This window comes from Pseudomonas sp. GW823-FHT04A03, assembly GCF_058796615.1.
In genome coordinates this window covers 150,470-168,998 of sequence record NZ_JBXAIV010000004.1, presented here as the reverse complement: position 1 = coordinate 168,998, position 18,529 = coordinate 150,470, and the positions used below count along the sequence as shown (strand labels likewise).

Below are 18,529 nucleotides of genomic sequence, written 5' to 3'. Positions count from 1 at the left end.
GTTAGTCTGACCGTTCCTTGCTGGCTGCCGAGCTTTCCATGCCTGACCTGCTTGACCGCTACCCGCAGACGGCGGGTACTTACCACGAACTGCTCGACGCCGGCGGGGCGGTGCGCCCGCACTGGCGGCGACTGGTCGACCAATTGCAGCGCAGCACCCCGGCGCAACTGGTGCAGCGTCAGGCGTTGCTGACCCGGCAGATTCAGGAAAACGGCGTCACCTACAATGTCTATGCCGATCCCAAGGGCGCGGATCGTCCGTGGGAGCTGGATCTGCTGCCCCATGTGATCGCCGCCGATGAGTGGCAGCAACTGTCGGCCGGAATCGCCCAGCGTGCACGTTTGCTCAATGCGGTGCTGGCGGACCTGTACGGCCCGCAGCGGCTGATCAGCGAAGGGCTGCTGCCAGCGGAGCTGGTGTTCGGCCACAACAACTTCCTCTGGCCCTGTCAGGGCATTGCGCCGCCGGACGGGGCCTTTCTGCATCTGTATGCCGTGGATCTGGCGCGCACGCCGGACGGGCGCTGGTGGGTGACGGCGGATCGTACCCAGGCGCCATCGGGCGCCGGTTACGCGCTGGAAAACCGCACCATCGTGTCCCGCGCCTTCCCCGAGTTGTATCGGGATCTGAAAGTGCAGCACCTGGCCGGCTTCTTCCGCACGTTGCAGGAAACCCTGGTCCGTCAGGCCCCCTGCGACGATGACGCACCGCTGGTGGTGTTGCTGACCCCGGGGCGATTCAACGAAAGCTATTTCGAACATCTTTATCTGGCGCGTCAGCTCGGTTATCCACTGGTGGAGGGCGGTGACCTGACGGTGCGTGATGCCACGGTCTACCTGAAAACCCTCAGCGGCCTGCGCCGGGTGCACGCGATCATGCGCCGGCTCGACGATGACTTCTGCGATCCGCTGGAATTGCGCACGGACTCGGCGCTCGGCGTGCCGGGATTGCTGGAGGCGGTGCGTCAGGGCCGGGTGCTGGTGGCCAACGCCCTAGGCAGCGGCGTGCTGGAGTCACCGGGGCTGCTGGGTTTCCTGCCAAAGATCAATCAGTACCTGTTCGGCGAAGACCTGATCCTGCCGTCCATTGCCACCTGGTGGTGCGGCGAAGCGCCGGTGCTGGCACAGGCCCTGGAGAAACTGCCGGAGCTGTTGATCAAACCGGCGTTCCCGTCGCAAAGTTTTGCGCCGGTATTTGGTCGGGATCTGAGCGAAAAACAGCGTGAAAGTCTTGCTGCGCGCATGCAGGCCCGCCCTTATGCGTATGTCGCGCAAGAACTTGCCCAGCTGTCCCAGGCGCCGATCTGGCAGCCCGAGGACGGGCAACTGCAACCCCGGGCAATCGGCATGCGCATGTACGCGGTGGCCAGTCACGACGGTTATCGGGTGCTGCCCGGTGGCCTGACCCGGGTCGCGGCCGACGCCGATGCCGAAGTGGTGTCGATGCAGCGCGGTGGTGCGAGCAAGGACACCTGGGTGCTGGGAGACCGGCCGCCGAGCGGTGAGCAGTGGAAGGCCCAGCGCAACATCGGCGTGCCTGATCTGGTGCGACGCGATCCGTACCTGCCGTCGCGGGTGGTGGAAAACCTGTTCTGGTTCGGCCGTTACTGCGAGCGCTGCGACGACAGCGCGCGGCTGCTGCGGATCATGCTCGCGCGTTACGTCGACGGTGATGACCCGCAAGCCTTGCAGGCCGCCGTGGATCTGGGCGAGCGACTGATGCTGCTGCCGGACGAAGGCGAGCTGCCGGAGCGCTTGCTCGCGGCTTTGCTTGGTGAGGACTGGTCGTTCAGTCTTCGTTCCAACCTGCAACGCTTGCAGTGGGCGGCATCGCAAGTGCGCGGCAAGCTGTCCCGGGAAAACTGGCAGGCGCTGGTGGAGCTGCAACGCGAGGCTTCGGAGCTGGACACCGACGAACCGGATTTCGGCGAGCTGCTGGATTTTCTCAATCGGTTGGTGATGTCGCTGGCGGCGCTGTCCGGGTTTGCCCTCGACGACATGACCCGCGACGAAGGCTGGCGTTTCCTGATGATCGGTCGGCGGATCGAGCGCCTGCAATTTCTCAGCAGCAGTCTCGCGGGTTTCCTGCGCGGCGCCGGGGCGTTCGATCAGGCGGGGCTTGAGTGGTTGCTGGAACTGGGCAACAGCAGCATCACCTATCGCTCGCGTTATCTGGCGGTGGCGCAGTTGATTCCGGTGCTCGACCTGTTGCTGCTGGATGAGCAGAACCCCCATGCGGTGCTGTTCCAGTTGAAACTGGTAACTCGCACCCTGAAGCGTCTGAATGATGATTTCGGTGTGCCGAGGGAGGCGGGGTTGCCGCCGCTGGTCGAGCGTCTGGCGTGTTTCGACCTGAGCTGTCTGGAGAATCCGCTGTTCGGCGAATCCAGCGTACGCGCGGCCCTCGACGGTCTGGCGGATCTGCTGCAGGAAATCGCCGACGCCAGCAGTCAGGTGTCGGATCGTCTGGCCCTGCGCCATTTCGCCCATGTCGATGATGTCAGCCAGCGCACGGTGTCCGTCTGATGAGCGCCCATTACCAGATCCTTCACGACACCTGCTATCGCTACGACAGCCCGGTGTCCCTGGCCCAGCAATTGGCGCACCTATGGCCGCGCGAATGCGAGTGGCAGCGCTGCACCGAACAGCAACTGCTGATCAGTCCGGAGCCGACCACCCGCCGTGACGAGCAGGATGTGTTCGGCAATCCGCTGACTCGCCTGGCTTTCGAACGGCCCCACGATGAATTGCAGGTCAACGCACGGCTGACGGTCGAAGTGCTGGCGCGACCTGTGGTGGATTTCCATCAGTCACCGGCCTGGGAACTGACGCGCAACGCGCTGACTTACAGCAGCCAGCCGTTGTCCGCCTCGTTGCTGGAAGCCTGTCGCTATCGATTCCAGTCGCCTTACGTGCATCTGAAACGCAGTTTCGTCGAGTTCTCGGAGAGCTGTTTCCCGGCCGGCAGACCGTTGATGCTGGGTGTGCAGGCACTGATGCAGAGGATCTTCAGCGAATTCACCTTCGACGCCGAAGCGACGCAAGTCGCGACACCGCTGGTGGAAGTGCTGGAGCGTCGGCGCGGGGTCTGTCAGGACTTCGCGCACCTGATGCTCGCCTGTGTGCGATCACGCGGGTTGGCGGCGCGTTACGTCAGCGGCTACCTCCTGACTCAGCCGCCACCGGGGCAGCCACGGTTGATCGGCGCCGATGCGTCCCATGCCTGGGTTTCGGTGTTTTGCCCGGTGCTGGGCTGGGTGGATTTCGATCCGACAAACAATGTGCAGCCGGCGCTGGAGCACATCACCCTGGCCTGGGGCCGGGATTTCTCCGATGTCTCGCCGTTGCGCGGGGTGATTCTGGGGGGAGGGAGCCATGATCCGGAGGTGCGGGTCACGGTGATGCCGCTGGAGGAATAAAAAACAAATGTGGGAGCGAGCCTGCTCGCGATGACAGTGGGTCAGTCACATCCATTTCAGATGTGCCGCCCTCATCGCGAGCAAGCTCGCTCCCACAGGGATTGTGTTCAGTGGTCTTGCTGTGTTGCTCAGGCGTCGGGTGCCTGGTCTTTCGGTGCCTCAACATCATCATCGGTCGCCACTTCACCGTCAGGGTTCAGTGCAGCTTCTTCAGCCATCTGTTTCTTGCGCTGAAGCTTTTCCTCTTTCTTCTGTTCCTTGGCCAGGTCACGTTGACGTTTGGCGAAGGAGTAATTGGGTTTGGCCATGGGCGATCCTCTGGGGTCGAAGGTGAGGTTGAGCGGCGCGTATTCTGCCCTGTATCGGTGCCCGACGGTTAACCGGGTTTCTGTTCGACCCATTTGGGCGTGACGGTGGGCTTCCAGTGGTCGAGGGCTTCGAGCAGCGTTTGCGGCGATTCACTCACTTGCAGCATGTCACGGTGCGGTGCGCGAACGAAGCCTTCGCCGACGATGTGATCGAGAAATGCAGTGAGTTTGCTGTAGAAACCGTTCACTTCCAGCAAGCCGAGCGGCTTGCCGTGGTAGCCGAGCTGGCCCCAGGTCCAGACTTCGAACAACTCCTCCAGCGTGCCGAGGCCACCGGGCAGGGCAATGAACGCATCGCTGAGTTCGGCCATCCGCGCCTTGCGGGCGTGCATGCCGTCGACCACTTCCAGACGCGTCAGGCTCTTGTGACCGATTTCCTTGTCCATCAGGCTCTGCGGGATGATGCCGATCACTTCGCCACCGGCCGCCAGCGCGGCGTCGGCGACAATCCCCATCAGGCCGACGGCGCCGCCGCCGTAGACCAGCGTCAGCTTACGCTCGGCGAGAGCTGTACCGAGGGCGATCGCGGCTTCGGTGTACGCCGGGGTGGTGCCGGCGTTGGCACCGCAAAATACACAAACGGATGTGAGAGACATGCCTTCCTCCTGGGTCAATCGGTCACAGGGTAATGGCTGGCACGCCTTGATCCAAGGGCTAGACTTCGCGTTTCGGGGTTTCATAGGTGCCGCTGGCACCACAGGCGTAGGCGGCGAGCAGACTGCACAACAGGCTGTTGAAGGACATGACGGATGCTCCAGATGAGTGTTGAGCCCTGAAGATACGGCCCGGCCAAACGTCTGGCTGTTAGATTGTTTCGATGAGTGTCATAGCCTGAAAGTTGTATACAATTTTTGACTCAAGTCATAGGAACTTGCGAAGATTTCAGGCAGTCTTCCAACCATTCGTGTTTTTGTTAACCCTGCCTTGGAGATTCACCATGTTTTCCAAAGTTGTTGCGGTATCCCTGCTGGCGCTGGCCAGCAGCCAATTGATGGCTGCCGAGTGCAAAACCACCGTTGATTCCACCGACCAGATGTCCTTCAACACCAAGGCCATCGAAATCGACAAGAGCTGCAAGACCTTCACCGTCGAGCTGACCCACTCCGGCAGCCTGCCGAAGAACGTCATGGGCCATAACCTGGTGATCAGCAAAGAAGCCGACATGCAGCCGATCGCCACCGACGGCCTGGCCGCCGGCATCGACAAGAACTACCTGAAGGACGGTGACGAGCGCGTTATCGCTCACACCAAGATCATCGGCGCCAAGGAAACCGACTCGGTGACCTTCGATGTGTCCAAGCTCAAGGCTGACGAGAAGTACGGCTTCTTCTGCTCGTTCCCGGGCCACATCTCGATGATGAAAGGCACCGTGACCCTGAAGTAAGCAACACAAGGTCAAAAAAAAGCGTCCCGAAGGACGCTTTTTTTATGCCCCGGATTCAAGGCGCAAACGGCATGACCCGCTTGTGATGAGTCTTTTTGTAGGTGTTGACGATGATGTCGAACGCTTCCTGACGCACCGGCTCGCCGTGCAGGAAGGCGTCGATCTCGGCATAGGTCACGCCATGGGACGCCTCGTCCGGCTTGCCCGGCGACAGGTCTTCCAGATCCGCCGTCGGCACTTTTTCCACCAGCGATTCCGGTGCGCCGAAGCTGCGGGCGATCGCCCGAACCTGGTTTTTCACCAGACCGCTGAGCGGGGCCAGATCGCAGGCGCCGTCACCGAACTTGGTGAAGAAACCCATCACCGCTTCCGCCGCGTGGTCGGTGCCGATCACCAGGCCGTGAGCCGCGCCGGCGATGGTGTACTGGGCGACCATGCGCATGCGCGCCTTGGTGTTGCCGAGCACGAAGTCCACCGACACCGCGTGCTTGCCTTCGAAGGCTGCGACTTCGCTGGCCAGGGATTTCACCGCCGGACCGATGTTGACGGTGTGGCGTTCGTCCGGGGCGATGAAGTCCACCGACGCCTGGGCGTCGTGTTCATCGAACTGCACGTCATACGGCAGGCGCACGGCGATGAACTTGTAGGCCTCGTCACCGGTGCGCTCACGCAGTTCACGCATGGCGCGCTGGGCCAGCAGCCCTGCGGTCAGCGAATCGACCCCGCCGCTGATGCCCAGCACCAGGGTCTTGAGTCCGGAATTGGTCAGGCAGTCCTGAATGAAGGTGATGCGTCGGGCGACTTCCGCTTCGAGGGCCTGGTAATCGGCGAACGGCGGCTGAACGTTGAGCTGTTCAGCAATCTCACGCTGTACGGCTTGCATGAATTCACTCCTTGCTAGAAAGGCTGGAAACGGCAGGAACCTGGAAAACGTGTCGCAAATAGGCGACGAAATTCGGGTCTTTGCACTGGGTCTTGCCCGGCTCGTCGGAGATCTTCGCCACCGGTTGGCCGTTGCAGGCGGTCATTTTAAGCACGATGCTCATCGGTTCGACACCCGGAATGTCACAGGTCAGGTTGGTGCCGATGCCGAAGCTGACATTGATCCGACCGCGCAGCGCCCGGAAGATCTCCAGCGACTTGGGCAGCGTCAGGCTGTCGGAGAACACCAGGGTCTTGCTCATCGGGTCGATGCCGAGCTTGTGATAGTGGGCGATGCATTTTTCGCCCCACTGCACCGGATCCCCGGAGTCATGGCGCAAACCGTCGAACAGCTTGGCGAAGAACAGATCGAAATCGCCGAGGAACGCGTCGGTGGTGATGCAGTCGGTCAGGGCGATCCCCAGCAGGCCGCGATACTCGCGGACCCAGCAATCGAGGGCGGCGATCTGGCTGTCGATCAGTCGCGGGCCGAGTTGCTGGTGCGCCATGATCCATTCGTGGGCCATGGTGCCCAGCGGTTTCATGTCCAGTTCGCGGGACAGGTGCACGTTGCTGGTGCCGACGAAACGCCCGGGGAAATCGTGCTTGAGCACGTTCACCACTTCTTCCTGCACGCGGTAGGAAAACCGGCGACGGGTGCCGAAATCGGCGACCTGCAACTGCGACAATTCTTCCGCCGAGGCATTGGCGGTCAGCCAGTCGAACTTGCGGTAAAGCTGTTCGCGAGCCTGTTCCAGCACCGTTTCGCGGTAGCGATAGCGGTTGCGCACTTCGCTGACGATCGCCAGCAGCGGCACTTCAAACAGAATCACATGCAGCCACGGCCCGCGCAGGCGGATGAACAGCTCGCCGTTCTCGATACCGGTGTGCAGGTAGCGCAGGTTGAAACGGAACAGCCCGAGGAAACGCAGGAAATCCGGCTTGAGGAACGAGATGCGCTCAAGAAAGCTCAACTGATCGGCGCTCAGGCTCAACTCGGCCAGACGCTCGACCTGAAAGCGGATCTCCGCCAGATACGGGCGCAGATCTTCACTGTTACGGCAACGGAACTCCCATTCGACTTCGACGTTGGGGTAGTTGTGCAGCACCGCCTGCATCATCGTCAGTTTGTAGAAGTCGGTGTCGAGCAGGTTCTGCACGATGCGATCGGCAAACACACTCTCGCTCATAACGGGGTCTCCAGACGGGCCGCGCGTTGGCGCGGTATCAATCAATGGCGCTAGTGGCGCATATCCGGGGTGGGGATTGCCAGCGATTTTTATCCCGGCACAGCGCCTCAGACCGCATCGGGACCGTCGATCTGCTCCAGCATCCACTTCACGAAATCCCGCACCTTGGGCACTTCCGCCGCGTGTTCCGGGTAGGCCAGGTAATAGGCGTCGGTGCTGGGCATTGCATGCTGCCAGGGAATGACCAGTTTGCCGTCGGCCAATTCCTCTTCCACCAGAAACCTCGGGAGCAGGGCGACGCCGCAGCCGACCTGCGCGGCGCGAATGCACATATAAAAGGTTTCGAAACGCGGGCCGTGGTAGCTGTGTTCGGTCTGGTAGCCCTGACTGTCGAACCAGTCGTGCCACGCTTGCGGGCGCGAAGCATTCTGCAGCAGTACCAGATCGGTGAGTTGCGTTGGATCAGTCAACGGCGTGTCCGGCAGGCTGCCGGGCGCGCAAACCGGAACCAGCTCTTCGCCGAACAACTTCAGGCACTCGGTGCCGGGGCGTGAACCCTGGCCGAAATAGAACGCCAGGTCGCTGCGCCCTTGCAGCAAGTCATCGGCTTCCTGTTCGTTGCACAGGTCCAGATGAATCGACGGATGGCGCAAACGCCAGCCCTTTAGGCGGGGCACCAGCCATCGGGCGCCGAAAGTCGAGGGCGTGGAGACGCGCAGGACTTCGGTTTCGCCGCCGTAGGAGCGCAGGTAATGCGTCGACATCTCGACCTGGGTCAGGATTTTTCTGACTTCCACCAGGTACAGATCGCCGGCCGGAGTCATCTGCAAACGGCGGCGTACCCGACGAAACAACAAGTGCTGTAACAATTCTTCGAGCTGCGCCACCTGCTTGCTGACAGCGCTCTGGGTCAGGTTCAGTTCCTCGGCGGCCCGGGTGAAACTCAGGTGCCGGGTCACGGCCTCGAAGCACTGCAACGCGGTGATCGACGGCAAGTGGCGTTTGTTCAGCATGGGCGATCCTTTTCTTGTCTTTCTGCGCAGCATGAATAAACGGAATGATATCTCGCGTAAAGGTCGTTTGTTGCACAGCCTTCCTGACGCTACAACTAAAGGTCTGCCCGGTCGTGAAAACGCGCCCGCACACATTCAGTTTTTTGCTTGAGGAGTGACCCATGGTTGCCGCATTGCTTGATCGTCTAGGTGTGAACCCGGCCCTGTACCAGAACGGCAAAGTGCCGGTGCATTCGCCCATCGACGGCAGCCGTATCGGCGCCGTGAACTGGGAAGGCCCGGCCGAAGTCGAGCAGCACATCAGTCGCGCAGATCATGCGTTCGAACAATGGCGAAAGGTGCCGGCCCCGCGTCGCGGCGAGCTGGTGCGTCAGTTCGGCGAAGTCCTGCGTGAATACAAGAATGATCTTGGCGAACTGGTTTCCTGGGAGGCCGGCAAGATTACTCAGGAAGGCTTGGGTGAAGTGCAGGAGATGATCGACATCTGCGATTTCGCCGTCGGCCTGTCCCGCCAGTTGTACGGCTTGACCATCGCCTCCGAGCGTCCGGGCCACCACATGCGTGAAACCTGGCACCCGCTGGGCGTGGTCGGCGTGATCAGTGCGTTCAACTTCCCGGTCGCGGTGTGGGCGTGGAACACCACGCTGGCGCTGGTCTGCGGCAACCCGGTGGTGTGGAAACCATCGGAGAAAACCCCGCTGACCGCGCTGGCCTGCCAGGCGCTGTTCGAGCGCGTACTGAAGAATTTCAGCGATGCCCCGGCGCACCTGAGCCAGGTAATCATCGGCGGTCGTGATGCCGGCGAAGCGCTGGTGGATGACCCGCGTGTCGCGCTGATCAGTGCCACCGGCAGCACCCGGATGGGCCGCGAAGTGGCGCCGAAAGTCGCCGCACGCTTTGCCCGCAGCATTCTCGAACTGGGCGGCAACAACGCGATGATCCTCGGCCCGAGCGCCGATCTGGACATGGCCGTGCGCGCCATTCTGTTCAGCGCCGTCGGCACCGCCGGCCAGCGTTGCACCACGTTGCGTCGCCTGATTGCCCATGAATCGGTGAAAGAAGAAATCGTCACCCGCCTCAAAGCCGCGTACTCCAAAGTCCGTATCGGTCACCCGCTGGAAGGCAACCTGATCGGCCCGCTGATCGACAAGCACAGCTTCGAAAACATGCAGGACGCGCTGGAGCAGGCGCTGAGCGAGGGCGGTCGGGTGTTCGGCGGCAAGCGCCAACTGGAAGATCAATTCCCGGATGCCTACTACGTGGCGCCGGCCATTGTTGAAATGCCGGAGCAGAGCGACGTGGTGTGCAGCGAGACCTTCGCGCCGATTCTGTACGTGGTCGGCTACAGCGATTTCGAAGAGGCACTGCGCCTGAACAACGCCGTGCCGCAGGGCCTGTCGTCGTGCATCTTCACCACCGATGTGCGCGAGGCCGAGAAATTCATGTCGGCGGTCGGCAGCGACTGCGGCATCGCCAACGTCAACATCGGCCCGAGCGGCGCGGAAATCGGCGGCGCGTTTGGCGGTGAAAAAGAAACCGGTGGTGGTCGTGAGTCGGGCTCGGATGCATGGCGCGCTTACATGCGCCGCCAGACCAACACCGTGAACTATTCGCTGGAGTTGCCGCTGGCGCAGGGCATTACGTTCGACTGACAGTTGGATATTCCCCCTGTGGGAGCGAGCTTGCTCGCGAATGCGGTGGTTCAGTCGACATCAAAGTTGGCTGAAACGCCGCTTTCGTCGGAGCGCCGCCCGGAGCAGGCTCGCTCCCACATTGTTGAACTGTGTGTTTGTTAGGTTTCTGTTGGAGTCTGGCAATGCCGTTACGCGAAGAATGTCTGTGGGAAAAACTCACGCCGCAACGACCGGATAACACGGCGCTCAGTGGCGAGGTCAAAGTCGATGTCTGCGTGATCGGCGCCGGGTTTACCGGGCTGTCGGCGGCGCTGCATCTGTTGGAGAAGGGCAAAAGCGTCTGCGTGCTCGAAGCCCATCGTGCCGGGCATGGCGGCTCCGGGCGCAACGTCGGACTGGTCAACGCCGGGATGTGGATTCCGCCGGACGAGATCGAGGCCGGCTTCGGCGAGGCGGTCGGCAGTCAGCTCAACCGCATGCTCGGTGCGGCGCCGGCGCTGGTGTTCAGCCTTGTGGATAAGTACAACATTGATTGCCAGTTGCGCCGCGAAGGCACCCTGCACATGGCGCACAACGCCAAGGGCGAGGCGGATCTGCGCAGTCGCGAAGAACAGTGGAAACGCCGGGGTGCGCCGGTCGAACTGTTGACCGGCAAGGCTTGTGAACAGGCGACCGGTACACAGAAGATCGCCGCCGCATTGCTCGACCGGCGCGCCGGTACGCTCAATCCGATGGCATACGTCACCGGGCTGGCCAACGCTGTAATGAATCTTGGCGGGCAAATGTTCGATCATTCTCCGGTTGCACGTCTTGAACGCCAGGGTCAGCAATGGTCGGTGCAGACCGAGCAGGGTTCGGTGCTCGCCGAACAAGTGGTGATCGCCTCCAACGCCTACACCGAAGGCGACTGGACCGAACTCAAGCGCAACTTCTTCCCCGGTTACTACTATCAGGTCGCTTCGGTGCCGCTCACCGAAGACGCCGCCCATGAAATCCTCCCGGGCGGGCAGGGCTCGTGGGATACCCGTCAGGTGCTGAGCAGCATCCGCCGTGACAAGGATGGTCGTCTGCTGCTGGGCAGTCTCGGCAACGGCAATCAGAAACCGACCTGGTTTCTCAAGGCCTGGGCCGACCGGGTGCAGCAGCATTACTTCCCCAACCTCAAACCCGTGGAGTGGGAATGCACTTGGACCGGGCGCATCGCTTTCACTCCCGATCACCTGATGCGCCTGTTCGAGCCGGCCCCCGGACTGGTGGCCGTCACCGGTTACAACGGTCGCGGCGTGACCACCGGCACCGTGGTCGGCAAGGCCTTCGCCGATTACCTGTGTAACGGAAATCCTCAGGCGTTGCCGATTCCCTTCGCACCGATGCAGCCCCTGGCGGGTGTGGGCTTGCGCAGTTGTCTGTACGAGGCCGGGTTCTCGCTGTATCACGCGGGCCAGTGCCTGCGGATCGTCATTTGAGTGTTGAAATATGTTGCCGGAAGCGGCGCTTTTCGATGTAGCGACTAGCCTGTAATGGTGCGGGTTGTAGCAGTCCCGCACCAGCAGTGTGCAGTTCGGTGACGCGGGCTGTTACAGGCTGGTTGCACGTCGTTTGGCACCGCGGTTGCAATGATGGCGCGCGCGGGTTGCGCCTGAAAAAATAATTGGTTTCACCTTCCGCGGTTTAGACGGTTGCACGCCCAATGAAAATGGGAACGAAACAGTCGAAATAACAAGAAAGCAGCGACTTTTTGAAGAATAAAAAACCGATGGCACGGCCCTTGCTCTGAGCATTCAAGTGAAGTCGCAGTGCCAACTAAAAAAAACCTTGGAGCACCACCTCATGTCCCAGACGTTTTACAAGAAAGGCTTTCTGGCCCTCGCAGTGGCTACTGCGCTGGGTGTTTCTGCGTTTGCACAAGCTGATGTGAAAATCGGTGTGGCGGGTCCGATGACGGGCGCCAACGCGGCATTTGGCGAACAGTACATGAAAGGGGCACAAGCGGCGGCCGACGCGGTCAACGCGGCGGGCGGCGTCAACGGGGAGAAGATCGTCCTGGTCAAGGGCGATGACGCCTGCGAGCCGAAACAGGCGGTGACGGTCGCCAAGGACCTCACCAACCAGAAAGTCGCCGGTGTGGTCGGCCACTTCTGCTCGTCCTCCACCATTCCTGCGTCCGAGATCTACGACGAAGCCGGCATCATCGCGATCACCCCGGGTTCCACCAACCCGCAAGTGACCGAGCGCGGCCTGAGCGCCATGTTCCGTATGTGCGGCCGTGACGACCAGCAAGGCATCGTGGCCGGCGACTACATCGTCGACGTGCTCAAGGGCAAGAAAGTGGCCGTGCTGCACGACAAGGACACCTACGGTCAGGGCCTGGCCGATGCGACCAAGGCTCAGCTGGAAAAACGCGGCGTGAAGCCGGTGCTGTACGAAGGCCTGACCCGTGGCGAGAAAGACTTCAGCGCCGTGGTCACCAAGATCCGTGCGGCCGGTGCCGACGTGGTCTACTTCGGCGGCCTGCACCCGGAAGCCGGTCCACTGGTCAAGCAACTGCGTACCGAAGGCCTGAAAGACGTGAAGTTCATGTCTGACGACGGCATCGTGACCGACGAACTGGTGACCACCGCTGGCGGCCCGCAATACGTCGACGGCGTGCTGATGACCTTCGGCGCCGACCCGCGCCTGCTGCCGGAAAGCAAGACTGTCGTGGATGCCTTCCGCAAGGCCGGCACCGAGCCTGAAGGCTACACCCTGTACGCCTACGCTTCGGTTCAGGCCCTGGCCGCCGGCTTCAACGGCGCCAAGTCCAACAAGGGCGAAGACGCTGCCAAATGGCTGAAAGCCAACCCTGTGAAAACCGTGATGGGCGAGAAGACCTGGGACGCCAAGGGCGACCTGAAAGTCTCCGACTACGTGGTTTACCAGTGGGACGCGACCGGCAAATATCACCAGCTGGAAAAACAGAAGTAAGGGCTGACGCGATCAGTTGATCCCACCCATGTGGGAGCGAGCTTGCTCGCGAAGACGGAATCACAGGCAACATCCGTGTTGAATGTTTAACCGCTTTCGCGAGCAAGCTCGCTCCCACAGGATCCTGTGGTGGTCGGGCTGAATGCGCTCTGACATTGCTCCGACGTAAATCTGTATTTTTCCTAGAAGAACCGCGCGCCCCCGGGTGTGCAGGTTCTCACTGCGTGAGATTGCGTTATGGATGGTATTTTCCTGCAGCAACTGGTCAACGGCCTGACCCTCGGGTCGGTCTATGGCCTGATCGCCATCGGCTACACAATGGTCTACGGCATCATCGGCATGATCAACTTCGCCCACGGCGAGGTTTACATGATTTCCGCTTACCTCGCGGCAATCAGTCTGGCTCTGCTGGCTTACTTCGGTATCGAATCCTTCCCGCTGCTGATGCTCGGCACACTGGTCTTCACCATCGTTGTCACGGGGGTGTATGGCTGGGTCATCGAACGCATCGCCTACAAACCACTGCGCAACTCCACCCGACTGGCACCGCTGATCAGCGCCATCGGTATCTCCCTGATCCTGCAAAACTATGCCCAGATCAGCCAGGGCGCCCGTCAACAGGGTGTTCCGACACTGCTCACCGGCGCCTGGCGCATCGACGTCGGCTCGGGCTTCGTCCAGCTGACCTACACCAAGATCTTCATTCTCGTCGCGGCGTTCGTCGGGATGGGCCTGCTGACCTACGTGATCAAGTACACCAAGCTCGGCCGCATGTGCCGCGCCACCCAGCAAGACCGCAAGATGGCCTCGATCCTGGGGATCAACACCGACCGCGTGATTTCCTATGTGTTCATCATTGGTGCAGCGATGGCGGCTCTGGCCGGCGTGCTGATCACCATGAACTACGGCACGTTCGACTTCTACGCAGGCTTCGTTATCGGCATCAAGGCATTTACCGCTGCGGTGCTCGGCGGGATCGGCTCGCTGCCTGGCGCCATGTTGGGCGGGATCATCCTCGGGATCTCCGAGTCGCTGTTCTCGGGCCTGGTCAACTCCGACTACAAAGACGTGTTCAGCTTCTCGCTGCTCGTACTTGTTCTGGTCTTCCGGCCTCAGGGCCTGCTGGGCCGTCCTCTTGTGTCGAAGGTGTAAGCGATGTCTTCAACCACTACAAAATCCATTGATGTCAAAAAAAGCCTGGTTGAGGCGATTCTCGCCGGTCTGATCGCCCTGATCGTATTCGGGCCGATTGTCGGCGTGGTACTCGACGGCTATAGCTTCAACCTCGAACCGACCCGCGTGGCGTGGATCATCGCCATCGTCATGGCCGGCCGTTTTGCCCTCAGCCTGTTCCTGCAAACCCCCAAGGGCCTGCGCATCCTCGAAGGATTCGAGAGCACCGGTTCCGGCGTGCATGTGTTGCCCGCCGATCACAAATCCCGCCTGCGCTGGATCATCCCGCTGCTGATCGTGCTGGCCGTGGCCGTGCCGTTCGTGTCCAACTCCTACCTGCTGGGCGTGGTCATCCTCGGTTTGATCTACGTGTTGCTGGGGCTGGGACTGAACATTGTGGTCGGTCTGGCCGGCCTGCTCGACCTCGGTTACGTGGCGTTCTACGCCATTGGTGCCTACGGTCTGGCGCTCGGTTATCAGTACCTCGGGCTGGGCTTCTGGACGGTGCTGCCGCTGGCGGCGATCACCGCTGGCCTTGCCGGTTGCATCCTCGGTTTCCCGGTATTGCGCCTGCACGGCGACTACCTGGCGATCGTGACCCTGGGCTTCGGTGAAATCATTCGTCTGGTGCTCAACAACTGGCTGTCCCTGACCGGCGGCCCGAACGGCATGCCGGCGCCACTGCCGACCTTCTTCGGTCTGGAATTCGGCAAGCGGGCGAAGGATGGCGGGGTACCGTTTCACGAGTTCTTCGGCATCGCCTACAACCCGGACGTGAAGTACTACTTCATCTATGCGGTGCTGTTCCTGGTGGTGCTGGCCGTGTTGTACATCAAACATCGTCTGGTGAAGATGCCGGTCGGCCGCGCCTGGGAAGCCCTGCGTGAAGACGAGATCGCCTGCCGCTCGATGGGCCTCAACCACGTGCTGGTCAAACTCTCGGCGTTCACCATCGGTGCGTCCACGGCGGGTCTGGCGGGTGTGTTCTTCGCCACCTACCAAGGCTTCGTCAACCCGACCTCGTTCACCTTCTTCGAGTCGGCGCTGATCCTCGCCATCGTGGTGCTCGGCGGCATGGGCTCGACCATCGGTGTGGTGATCGCAGCATTCGTGCTGACGGTAGCCCCGGAGCTGCTGCGCGGCTTCGCCGAGTACCGCGTGCTGCTGTTCGGGATCCTGATGGTGTTGATGATGATCTGGCGACCTCGCGGGCTGATCCGCATCAGCCGTACCGGGGTCACTCCACGCAAAGGTGCCATTCACTATGAGAGGACTGCGCCATGAGTGAAGTCGTACTCTCTGTTGAAAAACTGATGATGCACTTCGGTGGCATCAAGGCCTTGAGCGATGTCAGCCTGAAGGTCAAACGCAACTCGATCTTCGCCCTGATCGGCCCCAACGGCGCCGGCAAGACCACGGTGTTCAACTGCCTGACCGGGTTCTACAAGGCCTCCGGCGGCAAGATCGAACTCAACGTGCGCGGCCGGCAGACCAACGTCATCCAGCTGCTGGGCGAATCGTTCAAGCCGACCGACTTCGTCTCGCCGAAAAACTTTGCCAGTCGCCTGTACTACAAGATGTTCGGCGGCACCCACCTGGTGAATCGCGCGGGCCTGGCCCGGACGTTCCAGAACATTCGCCTGTTCAAGGAAATGTCGGTGCTGGAAAACCTGCTGGTGGCCCAGCACATGTGGGTCAACCGCAACATGCTGGCCGGCATCCTCAACACCAAGGGCTATCGCAAGGCCGAAAGCGATGCGCTGGACTGCGCGTTCTACTGGCTGGAAGTGGTGGATCTGGTGGACTGCGCCAACCGTCTGGCCGGTGAGCTTTCCTACGGCCAGCAACGCCGTCTGGAAATCGCCCGGGCCATGTGCACGCGGCCGCAGATCATCTGCCTCGACGAACCGGCCGCCGGCCTCAACCCTCAGGAAACCGAAGCGCTGAGCGCGATGATCCGGCTGCTGCGCGACGAGCACGATCTGACCGTGGTGCTGATCGAACACGACATGGGCATGGTAATGAGCATTTCCGATCACATCGTGGTGCTGGACCACGGCATCGTCATCGCCGAGGGCGGGCCGGATGCCATTCGTAACGATCCGAAAGTGATCGCTGCCTACCTGGGCGCCGACGAAGAGGAAGTCGTATGACGCAACCCATCCTCGAACTCAAGGATCTGGACGTGTTCTACGGCCCGATCCAGGCCCTCAAAGGCGTTTCGCTGCAGATCAACGAAGGAGAAACCGTCAGCCTGATCGGCTCCAACGGTGCCGGCAAATCCACCCTGCTGATGTCGATCTTTGGTCAGCCACGGGCGGCGGGCGGGCAGATCCTCTATCAAGGCGTGGACATTACCCACAAGTCATCGCACTACATCGCCTCCAACGGCATCGCGCAGTCGCCGGAAGGGCGGCGGGTATTTCCCGACATGACCGTCGAGGAAAACCTGCTGATGGGCACCATTCCGATCGGCGACAAGTACGCCAAGGAAGACATGCAGCGCATGTTCGAGCTGTTCCCGCGGCTCGAAGAGCGCCGCACGCAGCGCGCGATGACCATGTCTGGCGGCGAGCAACAGATGCTCGCCATCGCCCGGGCGCTGATGAGCCGGCCCAAGCTGTTGCTGCTGGATGAGCCGAGCCTGGGCCTGGCGCCGATCGTGGTGAAACAGATCTTCGCCACCCTGCGGGAACTGGCGAAAACCGGCATGACCATTTTCCTCGTCGAGCAGAACGCCAACCATGCGTTGAAACTGTCCGACCGGGCGTACGTGATGGTCAACGGCGAGATCCGCCTGACGGGCACCGGCAAGGAGCTGCTGGTGAACGAGGAGGTGCGTAACGCTTACCTCGGCGGTCACTGATCGTTTGAAGTTGTCCACAAGCCCCGATGCGTGAGTGTCGGGGCTTTTTTGCGTCTGCTCGTTCACTGAAAACCAGGACTTTCGGGAAATTGTGGAAAACAAAATCGCCAACCTGCCAAAGCGCGACATAAAGCCGCTGCAAATGGCTGTTTTTCCACAGTTTTGACTTGTCCCCGTTTGCTGTGGAGCTGGCTGTGAATAACGTGGGTGTAGCTGGCTGAAAGCCTTTGAATCCGTGGCTCGTAGCGCTGTGGTTGTTTTTTGATCAGTGTGTTTTTGCTGAGGGGAAGGCCTGTTTGTCAACCTTTTTATGGGGGCGCAAAACAGCGCTGATGGCTGTGGTCAATCCTGTGGATAAGTCTGTGATTAAACTCTGGAAAGACTCGGCTAAGGGCCGTAATTGCTGGCCTCGCGCAATCATGGCCATGACCGGCCGGTCGTGCAAAATGCCCTGCCCGGCACAACAGGTTGTTCAGGGTCAAGCAAAAAACTTTCCAGATCGCCCGCAAAGCCTTGTGTGGCGCGGCTTTGCGCTTTTCCACTTGCCCCCGGAAACTGTGTAAGGGCTTGTGGATAACGTGCGTGCACATGGCTACAGGCCACGGCGCGTATGGCGTAGCGGCCGTTGATCAATTAATGAGCAGGATTCGGTGGTTGCCGGTTAAAGCAGGGCCGGGCATGCTGCCCGCTGATTTTCTATTCCAATGGCTGCCCCGGCGGCCGAAGCAAGGAGAACACGATGTCCAACACCCTGTTTATCACCGGCGCGACCTCCGGTTTTGGTGAAGCCTGTGCCCGTCGTTTTGCCGAGGCCGGCTGGAAACTGGTGCTGACCGGTCGTCGTGAAGAACGCCTCAATGCGCTGTGCGCCGAACTGTCGAAGCAGACCGAAGTGCATGGCCTGGTGCTGGACGTGCGTGATCGCAAGGCGATGGAGGAGGCGATTGCCAACCTGCCGCCATCGTTCGCCAAGCTGCGCGGCCTGATCAACAACGCCGGGCTGGCGCTGGGCGTGGACCCTGCACCGAAGTGCGACCTCGACGATTGGGACACCATGGTCGACACCAACGTCAAAGGCCTGATGTACAGCACTCGTCTGCTGCTGCCACGCCTGATCGCCCACGGTCGTGGCGCCGGCATCGTCAACCTTGGCTCCATCGCCGGTAACTATCCGTACCCGGGCAGCCACGTTTATGGCGCTACCAAGGCGTTCGTCAAACAGTTCTCGCTGAACCTGCGTTGCGACCTTCAGGGCACCGGCGTGCGTGTCAGCAACATCGAGCCGGGCCTGTGCGAGAGCGAGTTCTCGCTGGTGCGTTTCGCCGGTGACCAGGCGCGTTACGACGCCACTTACGCCGGTGCCGAGCCGATCCAGCCGCAGGACATCGCCGAGACCATCTTCTGGGTGCTGAATGCGCCGGCGCACATCAACATCAACAGCCTGGAGCTGATGCCGGTGAGCCAGACCTGGGCCGGTTTTGCCATCGAGCGTAACAAGGCTTGATACGGTTTTGCCCTCTTCGCCAGCGGGCTGGCGAAGAGGGCAAATCGGCCAAATTCTGGCAGTAAGGTAGACTCACTCCTCAACAACCCCACCG

At 61.2% G+C, this 18,529-nt stretch carries 16 protein-coding genes; 11 read left to right on the top strand and 5 right to left on the bottom strand.

The annotated features are described in order from the left end of the window. Positions 1 to 38: 38 nt before the first annotated feature. Both AC1Q9F_RS13430 and AC1Q9F_RS13425 read left to right on the top strand, forming a co-directional pair. Entirely contained in the window at positions 39 to 2,525 is a 2,487-nt protein-coding gene (locus AC1Q9F_RS13430) for a circularly permuted type 2 ATP-grasp protein (protein ID WP_492620125.1), read from the top strand. Beyond that, the gene (locus AC1Q9F_RS13425; RefSeq protein ID WP_492620126.1) at positions 2,525 to 3,418 is read left to right on the top strand and encodes a transglutaminase family protein; all 894 of its coding nucleotides are present in this window, start codon (positions 2,525 to 2,527) and stop codon (positions 3,416 to 3,418) included. The genes AC1Q9F_RS13430 and AC1Q9F_RS13425 overlap by 1 nt, the downstream gene beginning before the upstream one ends. A 128-nt stretch (positions 3,419 to 3,546) precedes the next feature. Here the strand turns inward: AC1Q9F_RS13425 and AC1Q9F_RS13420 are convergent, their stop codons facing one another. Together AC1Q9F_RS13420 and AC1Q9F_RS13415 are read right to left on the bottom strand one after the other, a co-directional pair. After that, on the bottom strand, positions 3,547 to 3,726 hold the full coding sequence (locus AC1Q9F_RS13420) for a hypothetical protein (RefSeq protein WP_007950694.1): 180 nt from the start codon (positions 3,724 to 3,726) through the stop codon (positions 3,547 to 3,549). Positions 3,727 to 3,794: 68 nt separating this feature from the next. Then, a complete protein-coding gene (locus AC1Q9F_RS13415) occupies positions 3,795 to 4,382 on the bottom strand; it encodes a cytokinin riboside 5'-monophosphate phosphoribohydrolase (RefSeq protein ID WP_492620127.1) in 588 nt (195 codons plus the stop codon). Positions 4,383 to 4,723: 341 nt separating this feature from the next. On the opposite strand from AC1Q9F_RS13415, the gene azu reads away from it, so the two are divergent. Further along, complete coding sequence (gene azu, locus AC1Q9F_RS13410) at positions 4,724 to 5,170, top strand: azurin (protein WP_064593127.1); 447 nt, start codon at positions 4,724 to 4,726, stop codon at positions 5,168 to 5,170. 55 nt (positions 5,171 to 5,225) lie between these two features. Here the strand turns inward: azu and nadE are convergent, their stop codons facing one another. The 3 genes from nadE to AC1Q9F_RS13395 all read right to left on the bottom strand — a co-directional run bounded on the left by nadE (position 5,226) and on the right by AC1Q9F_RS13395 (position 8,294). Continuing rightward, complete coding sequence (nadE, locus tag AC1Q9F_RS13405) at positions 5,226 to 6,053, bottom strand: NAD(+) synthase (protein ID WP_085611050.1); 828 nt, start codon at positions 6,051 to 6,053, stop codon at positions 5,226 to 5,228. Between the two features lie 4 nt (positions 6,054 to 6,057). Next, the gene (gene pncB / locus AC1Q9F_RS13400; protein WP_492620128.1) at positions 6,058 to 7,281 is read right to left on the bottom strand and encodes a nicotinate phosphoribosyltransferase; all 1,224 of its coding nucleotides are present in this window, start codon (positions 7,279 to 7,281) and stop codon (positions 6,058 to 6,060) included. A gap of 107 nt (positions 7,282 to 7,388) precedes the next feature. Next, positions 7,389 to 8,294, bottom strand: coding sequence for a LysR family transcriptional regulator (locus AC1Q9F_RS13395; RefSeq protein WP_207984868.1), 906 nt, complete (start codon positions 8,292 to 8,294; stop codon positions 7,389 to 7,391). Positions 8,295 to 8,455: 161 nt separating this feature from the next. Here AC1Q9F_RS13395 and amaB point away from each other — a divergent pair, with 161 nt between their 5' ends. From amaB to AC1Q9F_RS13355, 8 genes are all read left to right on the top strand, one after another. Beyond that, entirely contained in the window at positions 8,456 to 9,946 is a 1,491-nt protein-coding gene (gene amaB / locus AC1Q9F_RS13390) for an L-piperidine-6-carboxylate dehydrogenase (protein ID WP_492620129.1), read from the top strand. A 164-nt stretch (positions 9,947 to 10,110) separates the two neighbouring features. Continuing rightward, entirely contained in the window at positions 10,111 to 11,394 is a 1,284-nt protein-coding gene (gene amaA / locus AC1Q9F_RS13385; protein WP_492620130.1) for an L-pipecolate oxidase, read from the top strand. Positions 11,395 to 11,758: 364 nt separating this feature from the next. After that, positions 11,759 to 12,892, top strand: a complete 1,134-nt coding sequence (locus AC1Q9F_RS13380; RefSeq protein ID WP_127796765.1) for an ABC transporter substrate-binding protein — start codon at positions 11,759 to 11,761, stop codon at positions 12,890 to 12,892. A 237-nt stretch (positions 12,893 to 13,129) separates the two neighbouring features. Continuing rightward, on the top strand, positions 13,130 to 14,044 hold the full coding sequence (locus AC1Q9F_RS13375) for an ABC transporter permease subunit (RefSeq protein ID WP_007950661.1): 915 nt from the start codon (positions 13,130 to 13,132) through the stop codon (positions 14,042 to 14,044). A 3-nt stretch (positions 14,045 to 14,047) separates the two neighbouring features. Continuing rightward, complete coding sequence (livM, locus tag AC1Q9F_RS13370) at positions 14,048 to 15,349, top strand: high-affinity branched-chain amino acid ABC transporter permease LivM (RefSeq protein WP_007950660.1); 1,302 nt, start codon at positions 14,048 to 14,050, stop codon at positions 15,347 to 15,349. Then, positions 15,346 to 16,218, top strand: a complete 873-nt coding sequence (locus AC1Q9F_RS13365) for an ATP-binding cassette domain-containing protein (RefSeq protein WP_064593137.1) — start codon at positions 15,346 to 15,348, stop codon at positions 16,216 to 16,218. Before livM ends, AC1Q9F_RS13365 begins: the two co-directional genes overlap by 4 nt. Next, complete coding sequence (locus AC1Q9F_RS13360; protein ID WP_007950655.1) at positions 16,215 to 16,931, top strand: ABC transporter ATP-binding protein; 717 nt, start codon at positions 16,215 to 16,217, stop codon at positions 16,929 to 16,931. Before AC1Q9F_RS13365 ends, AC1Q9F_RS13360 begins: the two co-directional genes overlap by 4 nt. A 739-nt stretch (positions 16,932 to 17,670) precedes the next feature. Beyond that, positions 17,671 to 18,435, top strand: coding sequence for an SDR family oxidoreductase (locus AC1Q9F_RS13355; protein ID WP_007950653.1), 765 nt, complete (start codon positions 17,671 to 17,673; stop codon positions 18,433 to 18,435). Positions 18,436 to 18,529 lie beyond the last annotated feature (94 nt).

What these genes read in the sequence shown, in the direction of transcription:
- AC1Q9F_RS13430 (WP_492620125.1), top strand. Translation starts at nt 39, where the DNA reads ATGCCTGACCTGCTTGACCGCTACCCGCAGACGGCGGGTACTTACCAC.
- AC1Q9F_RS13425 (WP_492620126.1), top strand. Translation starts at nt 2,525, where the DNA reads ATGAGCGCCCATTACCAGATCCTTCACGACACCTGCTATCGCTACGAC.
- AC1Q9F_RS13420 (WP_007950694.1), bottom strand. Translation starts at nt 3,726, where the DNA reads ATGGCCAAACCCAATTACTCCTTCGCCAAACGTCAACGTGACCTGGCC.
- AC1Q9F_RS13415 (WP_492620127.1), bottom strand. Translation starts at nt 4,382, where the DNA reads ATGTCTCTCACATCCGTTTGTGTATTTTGCGGTGCCAACGCCGGCACC.
- azu (WP_064593127.1), top strand. Translation starts at nt 4,724, where the DNA reads ATGTTTTCCAAAGTTGTTGCGGTATCCCTGCTGGCGCTGGCCAGCAGC.
- nadE (WP_085611050.1), bottom strand. Translation starts at nt 6,053, where the DNA reads ATGCAAGCCGTACAGCGTGAGATTGCTGAACAGCTCAACGTTCAGCCG.
- pncB (WP_492620128.1), bottom strand. Translation starts at nt 7,281, where the DNA reads ATGAGCGAGAGTGTGTTTGCCGATCGCATCGTGCAGAACCTGCTCGAC.
- AC1Q9F_RS13395 (WP_207984868.1), bottom strand. Translation starts at nt 8,294, where the DNA reads ATGCTGAACAAACGCCACTTGCCGTCGATCACCGCGTTGCAGTGCTTC.
- amaB (WP_492620129.1), top strand. Translation starts at nt 8,456, where the DNA reads ATGGTTGCCGCATTGCTTGATCGTCTAGGTGTGAACCCGGCCCTGTAC.
- amaA (WP_492620130.1), top strand. Translation starts at nt 10,111, where the DNA reads ATGCCGTTACGCGAAGAATGTCTGTGGGAAAAACTCACGCCGCAACGA.
- AC1Q9F_RS13380 (WP_127796765.1), top strand. Translation starts at nt 11,759, where the DNA reads ATGTCCCAGACGTTTTACAAGAAAGGCTTTCTGGCCCTCGCAGTGGCT.
- AC1Q9F_RS13375 (WP_007950661.1), top strand. Translation starts at nt 13,130, where the DNA reads ATGGATGGTATTTTCCTGCAGCAACTGGTCAACGGCCTGACCCTCGGG.
- livM (WP_007950660.1), top strand. Translation starts at nt 14,048, where the DNA reads ATGTCTTCAACCACTACAAAATCCATTGATGTCAAAAAAAGCCTGGTT.
- AC1Q9F_RS13365 (WP_064593137.1), top strand. Translation starts at nt 15,346, where the DNA reads ATGAGTGAAGTCGTACTCTCTGTTGAAAAACTGATGATGCACTTCGGT.
- AC1Q9F_RS13360 (WP_007950655.1), top strand. Translation starts at nt 16,215, where the DNA reads ATGACGCAACCCATCCTCGAACTCAAGGATCTGGACGTGTTCTACGGC.
- AC1Q9F_RS13355 (WP_007950653.1), top strand. Translation starts at nt 17,671, where the DNA reads ATGTCCAACACCCTGTTTATCACCGGCGCGACCTCCGGTTTTGGTGAA.